Here is a 17193-nt window from a genome sequence, read left to right on the forward strand (position 1 = left end):
AGACAAGTATTAAACTTATTACGCTGTTTAGTTAGATTGCTTTCTCCTTATCAGCCAGTTGAAGCAGTTCTTTGGCATGCTCCATTGTCAGCGGAGTAATCTCGCTTCCAGAAAGCATTCTTGCAACCTCTGACGTACGTTCCTCTCCGGTAAGTCTGCGAACTTTCGTTTCTGTCCGATTATTACTGATTTCTTTGGAAATAAAATACTGATAATCAGCCATCGCTGCAACCTGCGGCAGATGAGTAATGCATAAAACCTGAGATTTTTTGGAAATTTGGTAGATTTTATCAGCAATTGCCTGAGCCACTCGCCCGCTGACTCCAGTATCCACCTCATCAAATACAATACTTGTAATACCCTGGGTCTTTGAAAAAATAGTTTTCAGTGCCAGCATGACCCGAGAAAGCTCTCCTCCTGAAGCTACTTTTACTAACGGCTTTAAAGGTTCTCCCGGATTCGTGGTGATGTAAAATTCCACTTGATCCAATCCATCTTCTGTCAGCACCTCTTCCGAGTTGTTCTGGAAATTCACTTGAAATTCCGTTCGTTCCATATAGAGCTCTTTCAGCTCTTTTAAAATACTTTTTTCCAGACCAGCTGCTGCTTCCTTACGTATTTGACTGAGTTTGCGTCCAAGCTTCAGCACCTGTTCTTTTTTCTCAGCAAGTATCTGCTCCAACTCATCTGCTTTTCCATCAAGCAGCCCATTTTCAGCCAGCTCTTCGCTGATTTCCTGATAATAATCTAATATGGAAGCGATGGATTCCCCATATTTTCTTTTCAACTGTCTGATCAATTCCAACCGATTTTCAACTTCATCCAGACGACCTTCATCAAGCTCAAGCTGACCTAAATGACGAGACAAATCTGCACTTGCTTCCTGAAGCTGATAGTATCCATTTTGAACCGTTTCTGATATAGCCTGATATTCAGTATCCAGCGTTTCAATGGTAGTCAGTTCATTCATCGCATAGGCTATTTTATCCAAACTGCTGTTTTCTTCCCCGTTGATTGCCTCATAGCTGCCAGCCAGTACATCTACAATTTTTTGAAAATTTGCCAGTTTATTTCGTTCTTCTGTCAGCTGTTCTTCTTCACCAGCTGTCAGTTTAGCCTCTTCAATCTCATTACGTTGAAACTGGAGCATGTCCAAACGCTGAGCGAATGCTTTTTCATTTTTTTGAAGACTCCTAACCTTTTGCTCCAGCTGACAGTATTCCTGATAGCCTTCAGTATACTCCTGTTTAATCACACGAAGATCACTGCCGCCAAAATCATCAAGCATACCTAAATGCTTCTCGTTGTGCATTAATTCCTGATGCTCATTTTGTCCATGGATATCAACAAGAAATTCACCAACTCTTCTAAGCGTGGCAATGGTAACAATTCGTCCATTCACACGGCAAATATTTTTACCTGAGGAAAAAATATCTCTTTGCAGAATCAGCATTTCTTCTTCCTGCTCAATCCCTTGTTCATCCAGTAATGCAATTAACTCCGGATTAGCAGGCAGAGTAAACAACCCCTCCAACGTACATTTAGATGCACCTTGACGAATAAAATCACTGGAGCCTCTTCCTCCAGTTAACAAGCCCACTGCATCAATAATAATCGATTTCCCTGCCCCGGTTTCTCCGGTAAGAACAGTCATTCCCTTCCGAAATTCCAATTCCAGTGAGGAGATAATTGCAAAGTTTTTTACTGAAAGCTCCTGCAGCATAATTTTTCACCCCGTTACATTATAAATAATTGAAGAATTCTTCTCTTAAAAATCCAGCATCCTGTTCTGTCCGTGTGATCATCAGAACGCTGTCATCATCACAGATCGTTGCAAACAGCTGTTCTTTGTACTGCTTTTCAATCAAATCTGCCGATGCTTTGGCATTCCCCGGAATTGTGTGCAGTACCACATATTTTTCCATTTGATCAACAGAAACAAATGCTTCTTTCATCAATTTTTCCAGTTTTTTCTTTGTGTCTTCCTGCGTCTCCAAAGGGATACTGTACCGATAGCCGCCCTCTATTGATGGTATTTTGATTAGTTTCATTTCTTTAATATCTCTTGAAATAGTTGCCTGCGTCACTTCCACACCTGCAGATTGTAATAAGGAAACAAAGTCTTCCTGTTTTTGTATGTTATTGTCTGTCAGCAGACGAGTGATTAACCGATGACGATCTTTCTTCCTCATAATACTTTACTCCTTTTCAGGTTCATTTCCATTTTATCATAGCGCATTTTTCATTGTTTTTAAAGAATTAAAAAAGTACTGTTGATTTTATGCAAGTTGACAAGCCGATTTTATCATAGTGTACAGCACTTTCAAAAACCGTTTAAAATAAAAAAACTGAGCATTAACGTCTCAATTTTTCTATATCAAGCCTTTTTTAATTTTTGATGAGCTTGCTGAACAGTGCCTTCAATATCAACCTCAGGTGCAATACTTCCTTCATTTTCAACTGAAATCAAATGAACCAAAAATTCAATATTTCCTTCTCCTCCAGTAATAGGTGAATAATCCAGTTCGGCAACTTTGTAGCCTGATCTTGCTGAAAAACTAAGAATATCCTCTAAGACAGCCGTGTGTGTATGTGGATCTCTTACAATTCCCTTTTTACCAACTTGTTCTTTTCCAGCTTCAAACTGAGGCTTTATAAGTGCAACAACATCGCCGCCCGATTTTAATATTTTATGGAGCGGAGGTAAAATAAGACGCAAAGAAATGAATGAAACATCAATCGTGGCAACCTCTGGCTGTCCTTTTGAAAAGTCTTCCGGTTCGCTGTACCTGAAGTTTGTTCGTTCCATAACTACAACTCGTTCATCCTGTCTGATTTTCCAGGCAAGCTGATTGTACCCTACATCCAGCGCATAACTCATTTTCGCACCATTCTGCAGTGCCGCATCCGTAAAGCCTCCGGTTGACGCGCCAATATCGAGCATAATTTTATCTTGAACTGCTATGTCAAATACCTTCAACGCTTTTTCCAGCTTCAAACCGCCTCGAGAGACGTAAGGCAATGTCTGACCTTTCACCTGCAAAATACTGTCTACAGGAATTTTTTCTCCTGGTTTATCCAATCGCTCATTTTTATCATTATAGACCAGTCCAGCCATAACACCGCGTTTTGCTTTTTCTCTTGTCTCAAATAATTCCTGATTAAATGCCAGGACATCCACTCGTTCTTTCTTCATGCTCTTCTTCTCCTTACTGAAGCGCCAGCTGTTTCAGTATATTTTCCAGAAGCACCGGCTGAAATTCATTGTTACAGGCTTGAATTTCAGCTAATTTTTCGCTTGCAAGCTTCATCTGCTGTTCAAATTCCTTTGCTGCTCCTTTTATTCCAAGCAATCCGGGATACGTACTTTTATTTAAAGTTTCATCTCTGCCCACTTGCTTGCCAAGCTCTTCTTCCGAGCTTGTTACGTCCAGTAAATCATCTCTGATCTGAAAAGCCAGTCCTAAATAGCGGGCAAAACTGCTCAGAAGTTCAATAATAACCTCAGTCTGATCTGCCAAAATTCCGCCTGCTATCAGAGCAAATTCAATGAGCGCACCTGTTTTAGCTTCATGTACTTCCACCAGTTCTTCCAAAGACAGAGAACGTGTTTCTCCCTGCAAGTCGCCAGCTTGTCCGGCAACCATTCCCTGTGTTCCCGCCGCTCTTGTCAGTTGCTGAATTAAGAGTACTTTCTTCGACATGTCCAGCTGGCTGACAGCAATCAGCTGAATAGCTGCTGTCAGCAGACCATCACCTGCCAAAATCGCATGCGCTTCTCCATAAACTTTATGATTGGTCAGTTTTCCTCTGCGAAGATCATCATCATCCATTGCCGGCAAATCATCATGAATCAAAGAATACGTATGGATCATTTCCAGAGCTGCAGCAACCTGACAGTCCTCTTTTTCAAGCTCTTTGCCAAAGGAAAGAACCGCAGCGATTACCAGAAGCGGACGGAGCCTTTTCCCCCCAGCCTGTATAGAATACAACATACTCTCTTTTAAATAGTCATTGGCAGTGTGCTTTTCCAAAAAGCCTATCATCTCTTTTTCGACCAGCGGAACATAGACTGCCCGGAATTTCTGAAAGGCTTCTGTCATTCTGCTTCACTCTCTTCAAAGGCAACTTCCTCATTTGTGTCAGTCATCATTTTTGTCAGTGTTTTTTCTGCTTTTTCCAAGGTATCCTGACAATGTTTGCTTAGCAGCACTCCTTTTTGAAAGGCATCCAACGCTTCCTCCAAGGGAACATCTCCTCTTTCCAGACGCTGCACAATTTCTTCCAGTTCATTTAATGATTCTTCAAATGTTTTCTCTGTTTTTTTTGGCATCTTGCTGCTCCTTTTCCTTCTTCATCAACGATGATACTTTTCAGATTCTTCAGACTCCTGCATGAATGCTGTCACTCATTTATTTCTCTTTTTTGTTCAACTCAACCGAATCAATGACAGCCGTCACTTCTCCATCAACATAGTGAATGGTCAATTTATCGTTCACACTGAGCTCTTCTGCTGATTTAACAACTATCTCATTCTTTGTTGTATAACTGTAGCCGCGCCCCATAATTTTTAAAGGACTCAACAAATCCAGCTGCTGAATAGCTGAAATCAGCCGTTTTTGCTGATTGCTCATATAATTATCCTTACGATCAGTTAAACGCTGACTCATGAAATTTACCTGCTGACGCGCTTCCCTGATTCTTCCTGTAGGATTTTGCTGTACCAGACGACTGATAATCTGCTGTGAGACCTGATATCTTTCATGATAAATGGCCTGCATCCCCTGATTCAGCCGCTGCATCATTTTATCCAGTTTAACGGCCTGACCTTCATATAAACGATCCGGTTGAAGAAAAACATACGAATTTTTTAAACGAGTATAGCGCTCGTTCTTTTGCTGCAGCAAATAGAGAAAGCTTTGCTCCAATCTGCTTTGCTTATCACGAATACGCATCAATTCCTCTGAAAGTACCGGAACCGCAAGCTCCGCTGCCGCAGTCGGTGTAGCCGCACGCACATCAGCAACCAGATCAGCAACGGTAACATCTGTTTCGTGACCCACAGAAGAAATAACTGGAATCGCCGTATCAAAAATCGCTCTAGCAACCACTTCTTCATTAAATGACCAGAGATCCTCGATGGAACCTCCTCCACGACCAATAATCATGGTATCAAAGGTACCTTCTTCTTCCACTCGATGGATGTTCCTGACAATATCAGCCGCTGCCTGATCCCCTTGAACCAAGGTGGGAAACAGAACCAGCTGAGCAATTGGATATCGTCTTTTTACCGTGGTAATAATATCTCTGATTACAGCTCCGCTCGGACTTGTTATAATGGCAATCCGTTTGGGATATCTGGGCAGCGGCTTTTTCACACCATCAAACAGACCCTCTTTTGATAGCTTTTCCTTTAGTTCAGCCAAAGCCTGATAAAGCGCACCAACCCCGTCAGGTTCCATATGTTCTACATAAATTTGATAGGACCCGCCATTTTCATATAATGAAATTCTGCCGACAACGAGCACTTTCATACCTTCCTTCGGCTGAAATTTCAATTTTTGAAAGGCAGATTTAAACATAATTGCAGATATTTTAGCACGGTCATCTTTCAAGCTGAAATACTGATGAGCATTTGCCCTCAATCGAAAATTGGAGATTTCTCCAGTCAGATAGACACGCCCCAGATAAGGATCTGCATCAAATTTACGCTTCAAATATTTAGTTAATGCAGTCACTGTTAAATATTGCTGCGTCATTACGTTCCTCTTCTCTTTTTTGATACTGCCTGTATTATTTTACCAGTCTGCCCTATCTGCAAACCAAATGAGCAGGTACTGGATTGATACGAGGCCAGTCATTCAATTATCCTGTTCCTCTATCGAATGAAGCAATACAGTTTTTATTATTCTAATATAGAATGATTGACTGTTAAATTATTTTTACTTTGAATATACGGATTTTTATATACGAAGAAAGATATTCTTACTTAACTTATTCGCTTTGCTGCTTCGATGGTCTGATACATCAGCATGGTAATGGTCATTGGTCCGACTCCTTTAGGTACCGGTGTGATGAAGCCTGCTGTTTCAGAAACCTCATCAAATTTCACATCGCCAATAAGTTTGCCGTTTTCATCTCTGTTCATGCCAACATCAATGACCACCGCACCAGGCTTCACGAACTCTTTTGTTATAAAATGCCCTCTCCCAATGGCTACTACTAGTATATCTGCTTCACGGGTAAGCTCCGCCAGATTTTTTGTCTTGGAATGTGCAATAGTGACAGTAGCACTTTTCATCAACAGCAACTGTGCCATTGGTTTACCGACAATATTACTGCGACCAATGACCACAGCTCGTTTCCCTTCAAGATCAATATCATAAGCTTCAAACATTTTCATAATGCCATAAGGTGTACAAGGAATCATTGTTGGTTTTCCAATAAACAGATGACCAAGATTCACCGGATGAAAACCGTCTACATCCTTTGCCGGATCAATCGCCAGCAATACTTTGTCTTCATCAATATGCTTTGGGAGAGGCAGCTGAACCAGTATCCCGTGAAAATTTTTATCCTGATTATATTGCTCAATTTTGCCAAGCAGTTCTTCTTCTGTGATTGTCTCCGGCAATTGCTCCACCTTTGAATGAATGCCGATACGGGCTGCTGCCAGATCCTTGTTTTTCACATAAGTCTGACTGGCGTGATTTTCGCCAACCAGCAAAACAACAATACCCGGAGTAATCCCGCTTTCTTGCAGCTTACTTACTTCATTTTTCATTTCTTCCTGCATTTTATCTGCCAGTTCCCGGCCGTTGATTAATTGCCCCATGTTCATACTCCTCCTGTTTTTTAACAACCGGTCAGCACTTGACTGTACCGGTAATGAATAATATATTGTTCTTTTTCCCCTATTTCTATAAGTAAACAATAAAATGAGATTTGTCATCTGATTTTTTCGATCCTTAAACAACCTGTTTTTCTGCCTTCATCAGCCGGCTATTCTAAAAAAAGATACGATCTACTTTCTTCCCAAATTTTTCAATGCTTTTATTCTAGCATAATTTCAGGTTGCTTGACACTATAAGTAACAGTCTTTCGTTAGAAAAAGACATGACTAATGTTCAGCAGAATCGGTTCAAGAAATTGAAAAACTTCCCTCTCAATAGCAGCAAGCGTAACCAAGTACTGACTGAGCATAAGGGAAGTCATTCATTTTTTTATCAAGTTATTCCTGCAGACCCTTCATAACATTAGACAGCACGCCGTTAATAAATTTTCTTGAACTGTCATCACTGTATTTTTTAGCCAACTCAAGTGCTTCATTCAGCGCAACAGTATTCGGAACGTCTGCTGCGTACTTCATTTCAAAGATGGCAATTCGCAGGATAATCAGATCCAGTTTTGCAATGCGCTGAATCGTCCAGTTTTTACCTAAATGACCTTGAATCAGCTGATCCAGCTCCTCTTTCTTTTCACAGACGCCGCCAACCAGTACATCAAGATAGACAGGGACAAATTCTTCTCCATCTTCGCTGATCATTTCGCCATGATCCAGTTCAAGAGCATTTGTAATTGCATCCTGCTTTGTCAGGTCGCTGTTAAAGTCTAAAGGAAAAAGAGCCTGAAGGGCTTTTTCTCTAATCTCATGTCGAGTAAATGCTTCTTTACTCATTCTCTTCCCCATCCTCCGGGAAAAGTTCTGAAAAATCAGGTTCAGGCAGCTTTTCCGGAATAACCGCCACAACATGAATATTCACTTCAATTAGATCAATATCTGTCATAAACAGTACCTGCTGTTTTACACGCTCCTGCATTTCCAGCGCTGCTTTAGGTACAGACACACCATATTCCAAGTAACAGTAGATATCCACTTTCAGTCCATCTTCTTCCTGATTCAGATAGACACCTTTCCCATGTGCTGCACGTCCCAGAAATTCTGTTACGTTATTAGCAAAAGTACCTCGCATGCCATAGACACCATCAATTTTTGATGCGGCAATACCAATAATTACTTCAATGACCTCCGGAGCAATAACTATTTCGCCCAAAGCGTCTTTTGTATCAATAATAAGATTTCTTTCTTCTGCCATTATAAATCCTCCTGTCCTTTATGCCCGTGACACATAACTTCCGTCTGCTGTATTAACAATCAGCCGATCTCCCTGATTAACAAAGAACGGCACATTCACAACAACACCCGTTTCCATAGTTGCAGGTTTTGATCCTCCAGAAGAAGTATCTCCTTTAATGTTCGGGTCAGTAGATGTTACTTCCAATGTCACTGTATTCGGTAAATCAACACCAAGAATTTCAGAACCAAACATAATGATACTCAATTCCATATTTTCCAGCATGTATTTTAGTTCATCCTGAATTTGTTCTTCAGGAATTTCAATCTGTTCATACGTTTCCAGATCCATAAACACATGGCTTTCGCCGTTTTCATACAAATAGTGCATTTTACGGTTATCAATTTGAGCTTTTGCCACTTTTTCACCTGCACGAAACGTTTTTTCCTGAACGCCGCCTGTACGAAGATTTTTTAACTTCGAACGGACAAAAGCAGCTCCTTTACCAGGCTTCACATGCTGAAAATCTACTACACGCCAGATTGCTCCATCTACTTCAATGGTCAGCCCAGTTTTGAAATCATTAACAGAAATCATTTGGTTCCTCCTTCATCTACTCAGTCAATACGGCTGACTGAACAGCTAAACATCTGTCTTTTTACTCGTTCCTAGTTTAACATTAAACAAGCGACTACGCCACCAGAAAAAACGCTGAAGCTCCTTCTCTGAATGTAAAAGACACTAGACATTTTTTTATAGAACAGCCCATTCATTTCTTCCTTAAATCAGTCGGATTCAGCATTTGCTATAAAATAATCAGTTCTTTCGGTGAATGAGTCAGAACACGATTTCCTTCTGGAGTAATCAACAGGTCATCCTCAATACGAACGCCGCCCAGTCCCGGGATGTAAATTCCAGGCTCATCAGTTATCACATTTCCTACAGTAAACTGCACATCTGCTTTAAATGAGACATTTGGACCTTCATGAATTTCCAGTCCGATTCCGTGTCCGGTGCTGTGTCCAAAGGCTTCTTCATAACCATAGGAAGCAATGTGATTACGTGCTACTGCATCCAGCTGAAAACCGGTTAAGCCTGGCTTCGCTTCTTCCAAAACTTTTAACTGAGCTTCCAGTACAATTTCATAAATCTCTTTCAGTTTCGGATCAGGCTCTCCAATAGCGAAGGTTCGTGTCATATCAGATACATAGCCTTGATAGTAACAGCCAAAATCAAGAGTAATTAAATCTCCTTTTTCAATCAGCTTATCGCTGGCTACACCATGAGGCATAGCTGAACGGACACCGCTGGCTACAATCGTATCAAACGAAACACCGGAAGCTCCTAAAGAACGCATATAAAAATCCATTTGATTTGCCACTTCAATCTCGGTCATTCCCGGTTTAATCACTTTCAGAATATGTTCATAGGCAGAATCAGCTATGTTGCAGGCCTGTTGAATCGTTGCGATTTCATCTTCATCTTTCACTTCTCTCAGAGCCTCAATCATCCCTGCCACTGGAATTAGCTCACAGGATAAAATTTCCTCCAACACACTATATTCAGCAAAGCTCACATGGGTCTCTTCAAAAGCCAGATTGGAAAGCTCTTCTTTTTCTGCCAGCTCCATTACTTCATCGAAAATAGATCCGGTATTTTTAACGATTTCAAACCCCTGCGCCTGTTCTGCTGCCTGTTCCGTATAACGAAAATCAGTAATAAAAAATGCTTTGTCTAAAGTAACAACAGCAAATCCGGTCGTTCCTGTAAAATTAGTTAAATAACGTAAATTGTACTTACTTGTAACCAGAAATGCAGCGATATTGTTTTTCTTCATTTCCTGTCTCAACTTGTTGACTCTTGCAATCATAGCCTGTTCCTTCTTTCCTGTAATAGTTGCTTCTATTTATTATATCAAAGATCAAATATGAAACAACTTTGAGCAGCTTGACAGCAGAGAGAAGACTAAAAAAACATTTCCTTTATCTGAAAATACCAGAAGTTTACTAACAATAAAAAAATCTGAAAAAAATGCTTCTCCACTTCTTTATTTTTTAGTATGATTTACTAAGTTACTCTAAAGATTTTCTGTAAAATAGAACGTACCTGTAATTCTTTTATATACTGGATAGGGATAAAAATGATCAACTCAAAAGAATCTATCAAAAACTGACCGATTAATTAACTGAGAGCTTTGACAAAAAACCGCCAGCTTTGAATGCTCTGGCGATAAAGAGTACAGCAAAGAAACGTATCAGAGCAACTATTCCAGCTCAATGCTGCTCATTGTAATGCGTTCGCTTCCTCACCAAAAATAACATGATTATGTTATTGCAAAGAGAGACAAAAACAGGGTATAAATCCTTTCATATCAAGGATTTTAAGGTTTCAGGGAATATATTTTTAATCACCAAAAAAATGAAAGGAGAGCCATTGATGAAAAGACTATTACTGACATTTCTTAGTATTGTCGTTCTAGGCATCGCTCTGGCAGGCTACGCCTTTTTTATAGAACCCAAAAGAATTACGATTAATCATCATTCCCTAGGTACCAACACCGGACAGACACCGGTAAAAGTACTGCAGCTCTCCGATATTCATTTGAAAAAAGATTATTCTACCGAACAATTGAAAAAAATCGTGACTGCTGCAAATAACGAAGAACCAGATATCATTGTATTTACTGGTGATCTATTTGATAATTTCGCTAAATATGGACCCATTAACGAAACCATTGCTCTGATGAATGAGTTAAAGGCTCCTCTCGGGAAATTTGCAATTTGGGGAAATCATGATTACGGTGGGGGAGCTCATTCTGTCTATCCGAATATTTGGAGCAGCAGCGGGTTTCATCTGCTGAAAAATACTGGAACAACTATACAGACAGCCGATAACAAAATGATCTATCTGACCGGTATTGATGATGCTATGTTCGGCACGCCTTCAATTGAAGAAGCAATACAAAACCGCCGCAATGCTGATTATACAATTCTTCTCAGTCATGAACCAGATGTTGTGGACACTGCTGTAAACTATGACATTTCTTTGATACTGAGCGGTCACAGCCATGGCGGACAGGTAAATATTCCTTTTATACCAGTCACCAATGTCCTTGCTGAAAAGTATACAAAAGGATTCTACGCACTTAATGCACAGACCACATTGTATGTAAACACCGGGCTGGGCACTACATTAATTTCTGCCCGTTTCAGAGTCCCACCGGAAATCGCGGTCTTTCAGCTTTATATTTAATTACACTCCATTTACAGATCAAAACAGACTGAAAAACATTGCTTTCACAATATTTTTCAGTCTGTTTTTTTCCAGGTCCCAGCTTATACAATGACATCCTGTGTTTGCTTATTCATATGAATTTTAGCTGTCCATGTCTCAAAAACAACAATAACCGGATACTCATGATTCAGTTCTTTCTGATAAGCTGTAAGGTTCGAGTCCAGGTCATTTTCGGAATCTACAGGCTCTATAGAAAATTTCCCTTTTAAAGAAATACTTTCATGATCTGATTCATCATAGCAGCAAACTGAACCTGTGGCATCTCGCATAATATTCCTTACTGTCTCACCGTTCTCATTAAGATAAAAGTACATTTTTAATAATCCTATACGCCATAATGGCCGAGAAACTGTAATCACAGTTGGAAATCCGCGATAATCAAGTGTAGCGAGCAAAAAAACTGTGCTTGAATTTAGTAAGTGATTAATCTGATCATGAACTTCCATATAACCGCTCCTCCTTGTAACCTTTATTTCTTATTATACCAATGATTTTCCATTAGTAGAAAAAAAGAGTCCCTTATTTTTTCCCAGTCAGTCAAATTAATTTATCAATTGTGCCGCTTTTTGTTATAATCACAGTATTCTTTTAGATTTCAGGAGGGTATTCCATGTTTTTTGAACACATTCACCATACTGCAGTTAATGCATCCAATTATGAAAAAACAGTCCAATTTTATGTAAATATACTTGGTTTTTCCATTATTCGGGAAAACAAACGTCCGGAAAAAAATGATATTAAGCTGGATCTTCAACTAGGTAATCAGGAGCTTGAAGTATTTGTCAGCGATGTCTTTCCTGAGCGTCCCTCCTATCCAGAAGCACTGGGCTTGCGTCATCTAGCTTTCAAAGTGGTGGATGTACCGAAAGTCTGCGCATATCTTGAATCAAAAGGAGTCGCCTGCGAACCGATACGTACAGATGATTTTACCGGTGAAAGAATGACCTTTTTCTTTGATCCAGACGGATTGCCATTGGAAATTCATGAATAAAACAGATACTCATAAGTGCTGTTGAGAGGTGAAAGAAGTTCCATCTCCTATTGTTTTTAATGGAGCTTCCGAGACATGTTTGGAACAAAGAAGAACTTTTTGAAAGTGTTTGAGGCTGGGATGCTCTGGACAAAGAAGTCTGGATAGCAGTCATTCATATTAAACCCATTCATAAAAAATGTAAATCTTTCTATTTCGCCAATCGAAATTCTTTGAGACAGCGGATACTGATTTAATTGGGAAAAATAATTGGAAAAAGCCAGAATAAGCCTTTAATGAGTTGAACATTGCTGAAAGACATATCCGCCTATCTCTTTTGACAATAAAAAAGGTTGGAAGCAGAGTTTGCTGCATGCATTATTTTCCTTCATTGGTTGTTCAATACAATTTTTGAAAAATAAGCGCTCAACTGGCTCTATAAACAAAAACGTTCAAAGGCTCTGAGAAAAAGCCTTTGAACGTTTTTGTTTACAGCCGGACAGCCGTTTTTCAGGGCTGTCCGCTGCATTAATATTTATTAGAAAAGAATCAGGAGTTTTTACACACAAAATTAATTACACAGTTTCTCTTGATTTTCGAATAAAGATAACTCCCATCACTACTCCGATAATTCCAAGGATACGATAAGCCATTTGGTCCGTCTCGCCGGTCTTAGGGTAGCTGCCCTCTGGTTTCTTAGTTGCTGTTGAATCAGTAGTGGAAACAGCTGTTGTTGAATCCGTTGCAGAAGAACTTATTTCAGACGTTGTCGACTCTTCCATAAACTTATCATAAACATAAGTAACATGCTGATCTTCTTCTGTAAACTTTCCAGAATTATTTTCAGGAGTTTCAATCAATTGATATCCGTCAAATGCTTTTGTTTCCGTTTGATAAGCAGCTCCAATTACTCCGACAATTTCCACATCATCCGCCAGCTTCTCGCCATTTTTTGTAACATAGCTGATCCGTACTTTTCCAATCAATGCGGCAGGATTATCCAGCAGATAGGTCATCGTGATTTCCTGTGGCGAATACTTGAATACTCCGGAGATCACTTTTATTTCGGAATAATAGCCTTCAATTTCAGGACTGCTGATTTCAAATGCTGTACCGACCTCTCCTGAATAAACTTTTTTCTCAGCTAAAAGCTGACCCGCTGCATCTTTCAAAGCAACTGTAATTTCCCCGGCTTTATCATAAACTTCAGGCAACTCATAAACCATCTGTGTATTATATACTTTTCCATCTGGTACGATTCTCTGTCCCACATTCAGATAGCTGATACGTTCCATATGAGCGAATGCTGCATTGGTATAGATATTAAAAGCAACCGTTTCTCCCGGCAGAACAAATGCAACTCCTATTTCAGACAAATCCAGAGTTTGAGTAGTATGCTTTTCCGGAAGAGCAGCATCAGTGACTGCCAAGGATAAGCTGTATTGCTCTCCATCCACAGGCAGAATAATTACTGGATTTTTCAGTGTTTTATTATTCTTTTCTGTTGCTGCTAAAACGACATCCGTTTCTTTCAAAACTTCATTATTAGTAAGAGTTACTTTATAGCCTTCGTTTCCATCAGTAAGCGGTATCACCGAAGATTCAACAGCTAATGGCAGATATTGTAATTCTCTTGAAGGAAGAGCTATTCCAGTAAACAACCCATTGTAGATAGCTGTTGTCAGTGTATCTCGCTTCTCACTTTCAGTGCTGGATGGTGCATCCTGTGATTGCATCCAGGTTATCATCCCGCCCAGTCCGTTTTCACGAATATAGTTTGTTTTCTCCTGAATGGAGCGGATACTATCATAGGTAAAGAATACTTTTGATTCTTTGCTGTACATATAAGAAGCTTTAGATTCCTCATCCCAGTATTCGGTCAAATCAGGATACTTCACTTTTAGCTGATCAAAGGAACGATAAGCCCAGATCCCGCCATTTCGTCCACCGTCACCGTTTATCAGAGGTTTTTCGTTTTCAGCACCACGGCTTTCGCCTCCATCCGCATCTGTTGTAGCAAAATCTGCACTTCCAAATAATCCAGGCAGATTTACCGGATCTGGTCCGTCATTCTCTACATTTCCCCAACCTCTGCTGTAAAAAGCAGCCCCAATCACAATTTTTTCAGGTATCGCACCATTACTTAAAAAGAATTTCACACTGTCATCCGTACTGAATGACCAGGGTTTACCATCTCCTTGAGGCGCTTTGGAGCTCGTATATAATCCAGTGTGATGATTGGTGGCATTTTCCCAGGCGCCATGGATATCATAAGTCATTAAGTTGGCATAATCAACGACTTTAAAGACCTCGGCTATATCCGTTCCCTTGTTTAAAGTATACGGTCCGGCCGCCAATGCCACTGAAAGCTCGTAGGTTTTACCCGTTTTTTGCCCTAATGTATCCAATCCTGCTCTCAACTCTTTTAATAAAATGACAAAGTTTTCCCGATCTGCCTCAGAAGCATCCGGTGTTCCCTCATCTTCCTTGCTGTCAACCAAATCTGGCGCTCGCACGCTTCCCGGATACTCCCAATCAATATCAAGAAAATCCATTTGATTGTATTCAACAAAAGCAAGCAGATTATCTACCAGTTTCTTTCGATATGTGTCATTTTGTGCATTAAGCGCAAAGTCTCCGGATTTTGTCCAGCCGCCAACAGAAATACCTACTTTTAAATTTGAATTTCTCAGACGAAGCTCCTGCAATGCATTCAGCAAACCAGCATTTGGTGCGTATTCTTCTACGCTATTGTTTCCTCCGTTTGTACCTAAAGCAGCAAACTCATCGGTCCATTCCAGATTTCCTTCTACATCAAAATCTAAAAAAGCAAAATTTAAATGAGTTAATTTTTCAGCTGGAATATCTTTGGGAAAAAAATTCCCTTCACTGTCTTCAATCGACCAGTCGCCATAATACATCACGTTTCGATAAGAAAGTTGTGATTCCTCTGCGTAGGCTTGCTTATCTGGAGACATGCTTGAAAATGACACACCAAATAAAATAATTCCTAACATCCTCATTATCAAAGAGACGAGTTTACTTTTCTTTTTAACCATAGTTTATCCCCCAATATCTTTTTGTTTGCGCTTTCAAACATAGTTTAGCATACTGCCTGCACATTTGAAACATTATAATGTAATGAAGTTGCTTTTTGGCAAAATAAAAAAGTTGAAACAACCTATCTTCGGGTTTGTTTCAACTTTAAATGCAGTCATTATTTATTATGCAGTTTACCAAGTTTTTACAGGATTTCCTGTTTCGCTCTGTTTTCACTGTCAGTCCCTAGCTCCTTTACCCGTCCGCCGATCTTTTCAGCAAACATTTCTGCCTGTCGCATATCTTTAAATCTTCGTGCACATTCTTTGTCTCTGGTTCGTCGTCCATTCGTACTGATATATCCATGCAGTACTTTTACAGTATACATAATTGGTTAATTCCTTTCTTTTTTATTTACAATAATCTCTAAAATACTGAAACTACTGTCTTTATGCTTTGAAGATACACAATTCTTGCTTAAAATGCAATGTTTTCGCTCGATAAATAAAAATAATTTAATAATTGCAACTTATTACTAAGAGTTTTCAAATTTTAAATTTCGATTACCCTAAAAAATTATCAACCAATCCCGATTTGATATAAACAGCAGATAATGCCGGTGACTGGATTATCTTGTTTATGGATGAGAAAAAAATGTACAATGACGACATGAAGTATGGAGCTAACTATCAAAAAAAGACTGTCTCGATTGGTCTGTTAACATACAAAAAAGAGGAGTAATTACTTAACTATCCTCCTTTTTATATCAATATCCCGCATATCCTCAAAGACACTTATTTATAAGTCGGCATTAGCTTGGCATAATTAATTACTGTTCTTTCAGTCTTCTCTACCGGGATTTTAATTCCTTTCACACTAATTACTGCAGAATTAACCCTCAGCACTTCTATTTTTCCACTTCTTATTTCCTTCTTATAGATAAATGATACTTCTTGTCCCTCATGAAACGCTTTACTCTTCTCAGAAAATTCTTCTTTTTTACTCCAGTAGTAACTCATAAGATAGCCTCTTTTCTTTATTTTCTTTGAATCTTACCTTAACAAATTGCTTAGCAGCTTCACTATTCATAAAGATGAAAACAGACGATACAACCATTTGAATTAGTTGACAATAATTATTTTACAAAACATTAGATAAACGACATTGTGCAATGGCCCACTCAATATTGGGAAATGACAAAAAGTTTATATCATAAATAAATTTTTTGTCTGACAATTGTCTGATTGTCTTTAGCCCAGCTGCGATGTATCGAACGGTGATTAGCCTGTTCGATCGTTTATTTAACATCGCCTTTCTTTTGGTAGAGTATAACATGGAATCAGATACATACACTTTTACAGGATACAACTTTTTCATATTATTACCTCTTCCTGCCACTACCTTAGTATAGCATGTATTTGTGAAGAAACTAAGGACAAGCAACATCTGACAGGTTATTCAATTGGCTTTCAGCATTCATAAGCCTAGAATAAATCACTGGAATGAATGTTTCACATTCAATGGTTGTCATTCGTCTAGCATTCTACTGGATCAAGAGGGCAGACTCCATTCAAAGATTGTCGTCTGCCAAGCAGCAAACAAAAAAATGCCACAGCCGAAAAACTAGCTAAATTTGCTAATTTCTAAGCCTATGGTATTCAATCACCTTGTTATGAAAAGAAAAATGAGGTTGGGACAAACACTCATGAGGGCTATCGCCCACACCAAACAGAATGAAAAGAAAAAATGATCGACCTACACGCTATTTCCTGTCATACTAAAGAGGACAGAAGGGCTTGTAGGTCGATCACTTAT

Annotated in this window: 17 protein-coding genes; 2 read left to right on the forward strand and 15 right to left on the reverse strand. The window is 39.4% G+C overall.

Annotated elements, in window-relative coordinates; translation table 11 throughout:
* Nucleotides 1-31: 31 nt before the first annotated feature.
* From recN to LI951_RS13750, 11 genes are all read right to left on the reverse strand, one after another.
* On the reverse strand, nucleotides 32-1723 hold the full coding sequence (recN, locus tag LI951_RS13700; protein ID WP_202064347.1) for a DNA repair protein RecN: 1692 nt from the start codon (nucleotides 1721-1723) through the stop codon (nucleotides 32-34).
* Between the two features lie 19 nt (nucleotides 1724-1742).
* Entirely contained in the window at nucleotides 1743-2192 is a 450-nt protein-coding gene (argR, locus tag LI951_RS13705) for an arginine repressor (RefSeq protein WP_202064345.1), read from the reverse strand.
* A 185-nt stretch (nucleotides 2193-2377) separates the two neighbouring features.
* A complete protein-coding gene (locus LI951_RS13710; RefSeq protein ID WP_202064344.1) occupies nucleotides 2378-3196 on the reverse strand; it encodes a TlyA family RNA methyltransferase in 819 nt (272 codons plus the stop codon).
* A gap of 13 nt (nucleotides 3197-3209) precedes the next feature.
* Complete coding sequence (locus LI951_RS13715) at nucleotides 3210-4103, reverse strand: polyprenyl synthetase family protein (RefSeq protein WP_229442567.1); 894 nt, start codon at nucleotides 4101-4103, stop codon at nucleotides 3210-3212.
* Nucleotides 4100-4333, reverse strand: coding sequence for an exodeoxyribonuclease VII small subunit (locus LI951_RS13720; RefSeq protein ID WP_202064342.1), 234 nt, complete (start codon nucleotides 4331-4333; stop codon nucleotides 4100-4102). Before LI951_RS13720 ends, LI951_RS13715 begins: the two co-directional genes overlap by 4 nt.
* 79 nt (nucleotides 4334-4412) lie before the next feature.
* Nucleotides 4413-5759 carry an exodeoxyribonuclease VII large subunit gene (gene xseA / locus LI951_RS13725; RefSeq protein ID WP_229442568.1) on the reverse strand — a complete coding sequence of 449 codons (1347 nt, stop codon included), beginning with the start codon at nucleotides 5757-5759 and terminating at the stop codon, nucleotides 4413-4415.
* Nucleotides 5760-5989: 230 nt separating this feature from the next.
* Nucleotides 5990-6835, reverse strand: coding sequence for a bifunctional methylenetetrahydrofolate dehydrogenase/methenyltetrahydrofolate cyclohydrolase (locus LI951_RS13730; RefSeq protein ID WP_229442569.1), 846 nt, complete (start codon nucleotides 6833-6835; stop codon nucleotides 5990-5992).
* A gap of 396 nt (nucleotides 6836-7231) precedes the next feature.
* Nucleotides 7232-7678 carry a transcription antitermination factor NusB gene (gene nusB, locus LI951_RS13735; RefSeq protein ID WP_202064339.1) on the reverse strand — a complete coding sequence of 149 codons (447 nt, stop codon included), beginning with the start codon at nucleotides 7676-7678 and terminating at the stop codon, nucleotides 7232-7234.
* The gene (locus tag LI951_RS13740; RefSeq protein ID WP_202064337.1) at nucleotides 7671-8096 is read right to left on the reverse strand and encodes an Asp23/Gls24 family envelope stress response protein; all 426 of its coding nucleotides are present in this window, start codon (nucleotides 8094-8096) and stop codon (nucleotides 7671-7673) included. The genes nusB and LI951_RS13740 overlap by 8 nt, the downstream gene beginning before the upstream one ends.
* Before the next feature lie 18 nt (nucleotides 8097-8114).
* A complete protein-coding gene (efp, locus tag LI951_RS13745) occupies nucleotides 8115-8672 on the reverse strand; it encodes an elongation factor P (protein WP_202064335.1) in 558 nt (185 codons plus the stop codon).
* 208 nt (nucleotides 8673-8880) lie between these two features.
* Nucleotides 8881-9945, reverse strand: coding sequence for a M24 family metallopeptidase (locus LI951_RS13750; protein WP_229442570.1), 1065 nt, complete (start codon nucleotides 9943-9945; stop codon nucleotides 8881-8883).
* Between the two features lie 566 nt (nucleotides 9946-10511).
* Here LI951_RS13750 and LI951_RS13755 point away from each other — a divergent pair.
* The gene (locus tag LI951_RS13755; protein ID WP_202064328.1) at nucleotides 10512-11327 is read left to right on the forward strand and encodes a metallophosphoesterase; all 816 of its coding nucleotides are present in this window, start codon (nucleotides 10512-10514) and stop codon (nucleotides 11325-11327) included.
* Nucleotides 11328-11410: 83 nt separating this feature from the next.
* Here the strand turns inward: LI951_RS13755 and LI951_RS13760 are convergent, their stop codons facing one another.
* Nucleotides 11411-11815, reverse strand: coding sequence for a pyridoxamine 5'-phosphate oxidase family protein (locus LI951_RS13760; protein WP_229442571.1), 405 nt, complete (start codon nucleotides 11813-11815; stop codon nucleotides 11411-11413).
* Nucleotides 11816-11979: 164 nt separating this feature from the next.
* On the opposite strand from LI951_RS13760, the gene LI951_RS13765 reads away from it, so the two are divergent.
* Nucleotides 11980-12360, forward strand: a complete 381-nt coding sequence (locus tag LI951_RS13765; protein WP_229442572.1) for a VOC family protein — start codon at nucleotides 11980-11982, stop codon at nucleotides 12358-12360.
* 554 nt (nucleotides 12361-12914) lie between these two features.
* Here the strand turns inward: LI951_RS13765 and LI951_RS13770 are convergent.
* From LI951_RS13770 to LI951_RS13780, 3 genes are all read right to left on the reverse strand, one after another.
* Nucleotides 12915-15398, reverse strand: coding sequence for a glycosyl hydrolase family 18 protein (locus tag LI951_RS13770; protein ID WP_229442573.1), 2484 nt, complete (start codon nucleotides 15396-15398; stop codon nucleotides 12915-12917).
* Nucleotides 15399-15583: 185 nt separating this feature from the next.
* The gene (locus tag LI951_RS13775) at nucleotides 15584-15766 is read right to left on the reverse strand and encodes a hypothetical protein (protein ID WP_202064323.1); all 183 of its coding nucleotides are present in this window, start codon (nucleotides 15764-15766) and stop codon (nucleotides 15584-15586) included.
* Nucleotides 15767-16172: 406 nt separating this feature from the next.
* Entirely contained in the window at nucleotides 16173-16397 is a 225-nt protein-coding gene (locus tag LI951_RS13780; RefSeq protein ID WP_202064322.1) for a hypothetical protein, read from the reverse strand.
* Between the last annotated feature and the right edge of the window lie 796 nt (nucleotides 16398-17193).

This window comes from Enterococcus sp. BWT-B8 (genome assembly GCF_020567625.1).
Taxonomy (GTDB): Bacteria; Bacillota; Bacilli; order Lactobacillales; family Enterococcaceae; genus Enterococcus_L.

Coding starts and splice junctions, on each gene's coding strand:
- LI951_RS13765 (WP_229442572.1), top strand. CDS start 11,980: ATGTTTTTTGAACACATTCACCATACTGCAGTTAATGCATCCAATTAT.
- LI951_RS13720 (WP_202064342.1), bottom strand. CDS start 4,333: ATGCCAAAAAAAACAGAGAAAACATTTGAAGAATCATTAAATGAACTG.
- argR (WP_202064345.1), bottom strand. CDS start 2,192: ATGAGGAAGAAAGATCGTCATCGGTTAATCACTCGTCTGCTGACAGAC.
- LI951_RS13755 (WP_202064328.1), top strand. CDS start 10,512: ATGAAAAGACTATTACTGACATTTCTTAGTATTGTCGTTCTAGGCATC.
- LI951_RS13740 (WP_202064337.1), bottom strand. CDS start 8,096: ATGGCAGAAGAAAGAAATCTTATTATTGATACAAAAGACGCTTTGGGC.
- LI951_RS13760 (WP_229442571.1), bottom strand. CDS start 11,815: ATGGAAGTTCATGATCAGATTAATCACTTACTAAATTCAAGCACAGTT.
- LI951_RS13750 (WP_229442570.1), bottom strand. CDS start 9,945: ATGATTGCAAGAGTCAACAAGTTGAGACAGGAAATGAAGAAAAACAAT.
- recN (WP_202064347.1), bottom strand. CDS start 1,723: ATGCTGCAGGAGCTTTCAGTAAAAAACTTTGCAATTATCTCCTCACTG.
- LI951_RS13715 (WP_229442567.1), bottom strand. CDS start 4,103: ATGACAGAAGCCTTTCAGAAATTCCGGGCAGTCTATGTTCCGCTGGTC.
- LI951_RS13775 (WP_202064323.1), bottom strand. CDS start 15,766: ATGTATACTGTAAAAGTACTGCATGGATATATCAGTACGAATGGACGA.
- nusB (WP_202064339.1), bottom strand. CDS start 7,678: ATGAGTAAAGAAGCATTTACTCGACATGAGATTAGAGAAAAAGCCCTT.
- LI951_RS13780 (WP_202064322.1), bottom strand. CDS start 16,397: ATGAGTTACTACTGGAGTAAAAAAGAAGAATTTTCTGAGAAGAGTAAA.
- LI951_RS13710 (WP_202064344.1), bottom strand. CDS start 3,196: ATGAAGAAAGAACGAGTGGATGTCCTGGCATTTAATCAGGAATTATTT.
- LI951_RS13730 (WP_229442569.1), bottom strand. CDS start 6,835: ATGGGGCAATTAATCAACGGCCGGGAACTGGCAGATAAAATGCAGGAA.
- LI951_RS13770 (WP_229442573.1), bottom strand. CDS start 15,398: ATGGTTAAAAAGAAAAGTAAACTCGTCTCTTTGATAATGAGGATGTTA.
- xseA (WP_229442568.1), bottom strand. CDS start 5,759: ATGACGCAGCAATATTTAACAGTGACTGCATTAACTAAATATTTGAAG.
- efp (WP_202064335.1), bottom strand. CDS start 8,672: ATGATTTCTGTTAATGATTTCAAAACTGGGCTGACCATTGAAGTAGAT.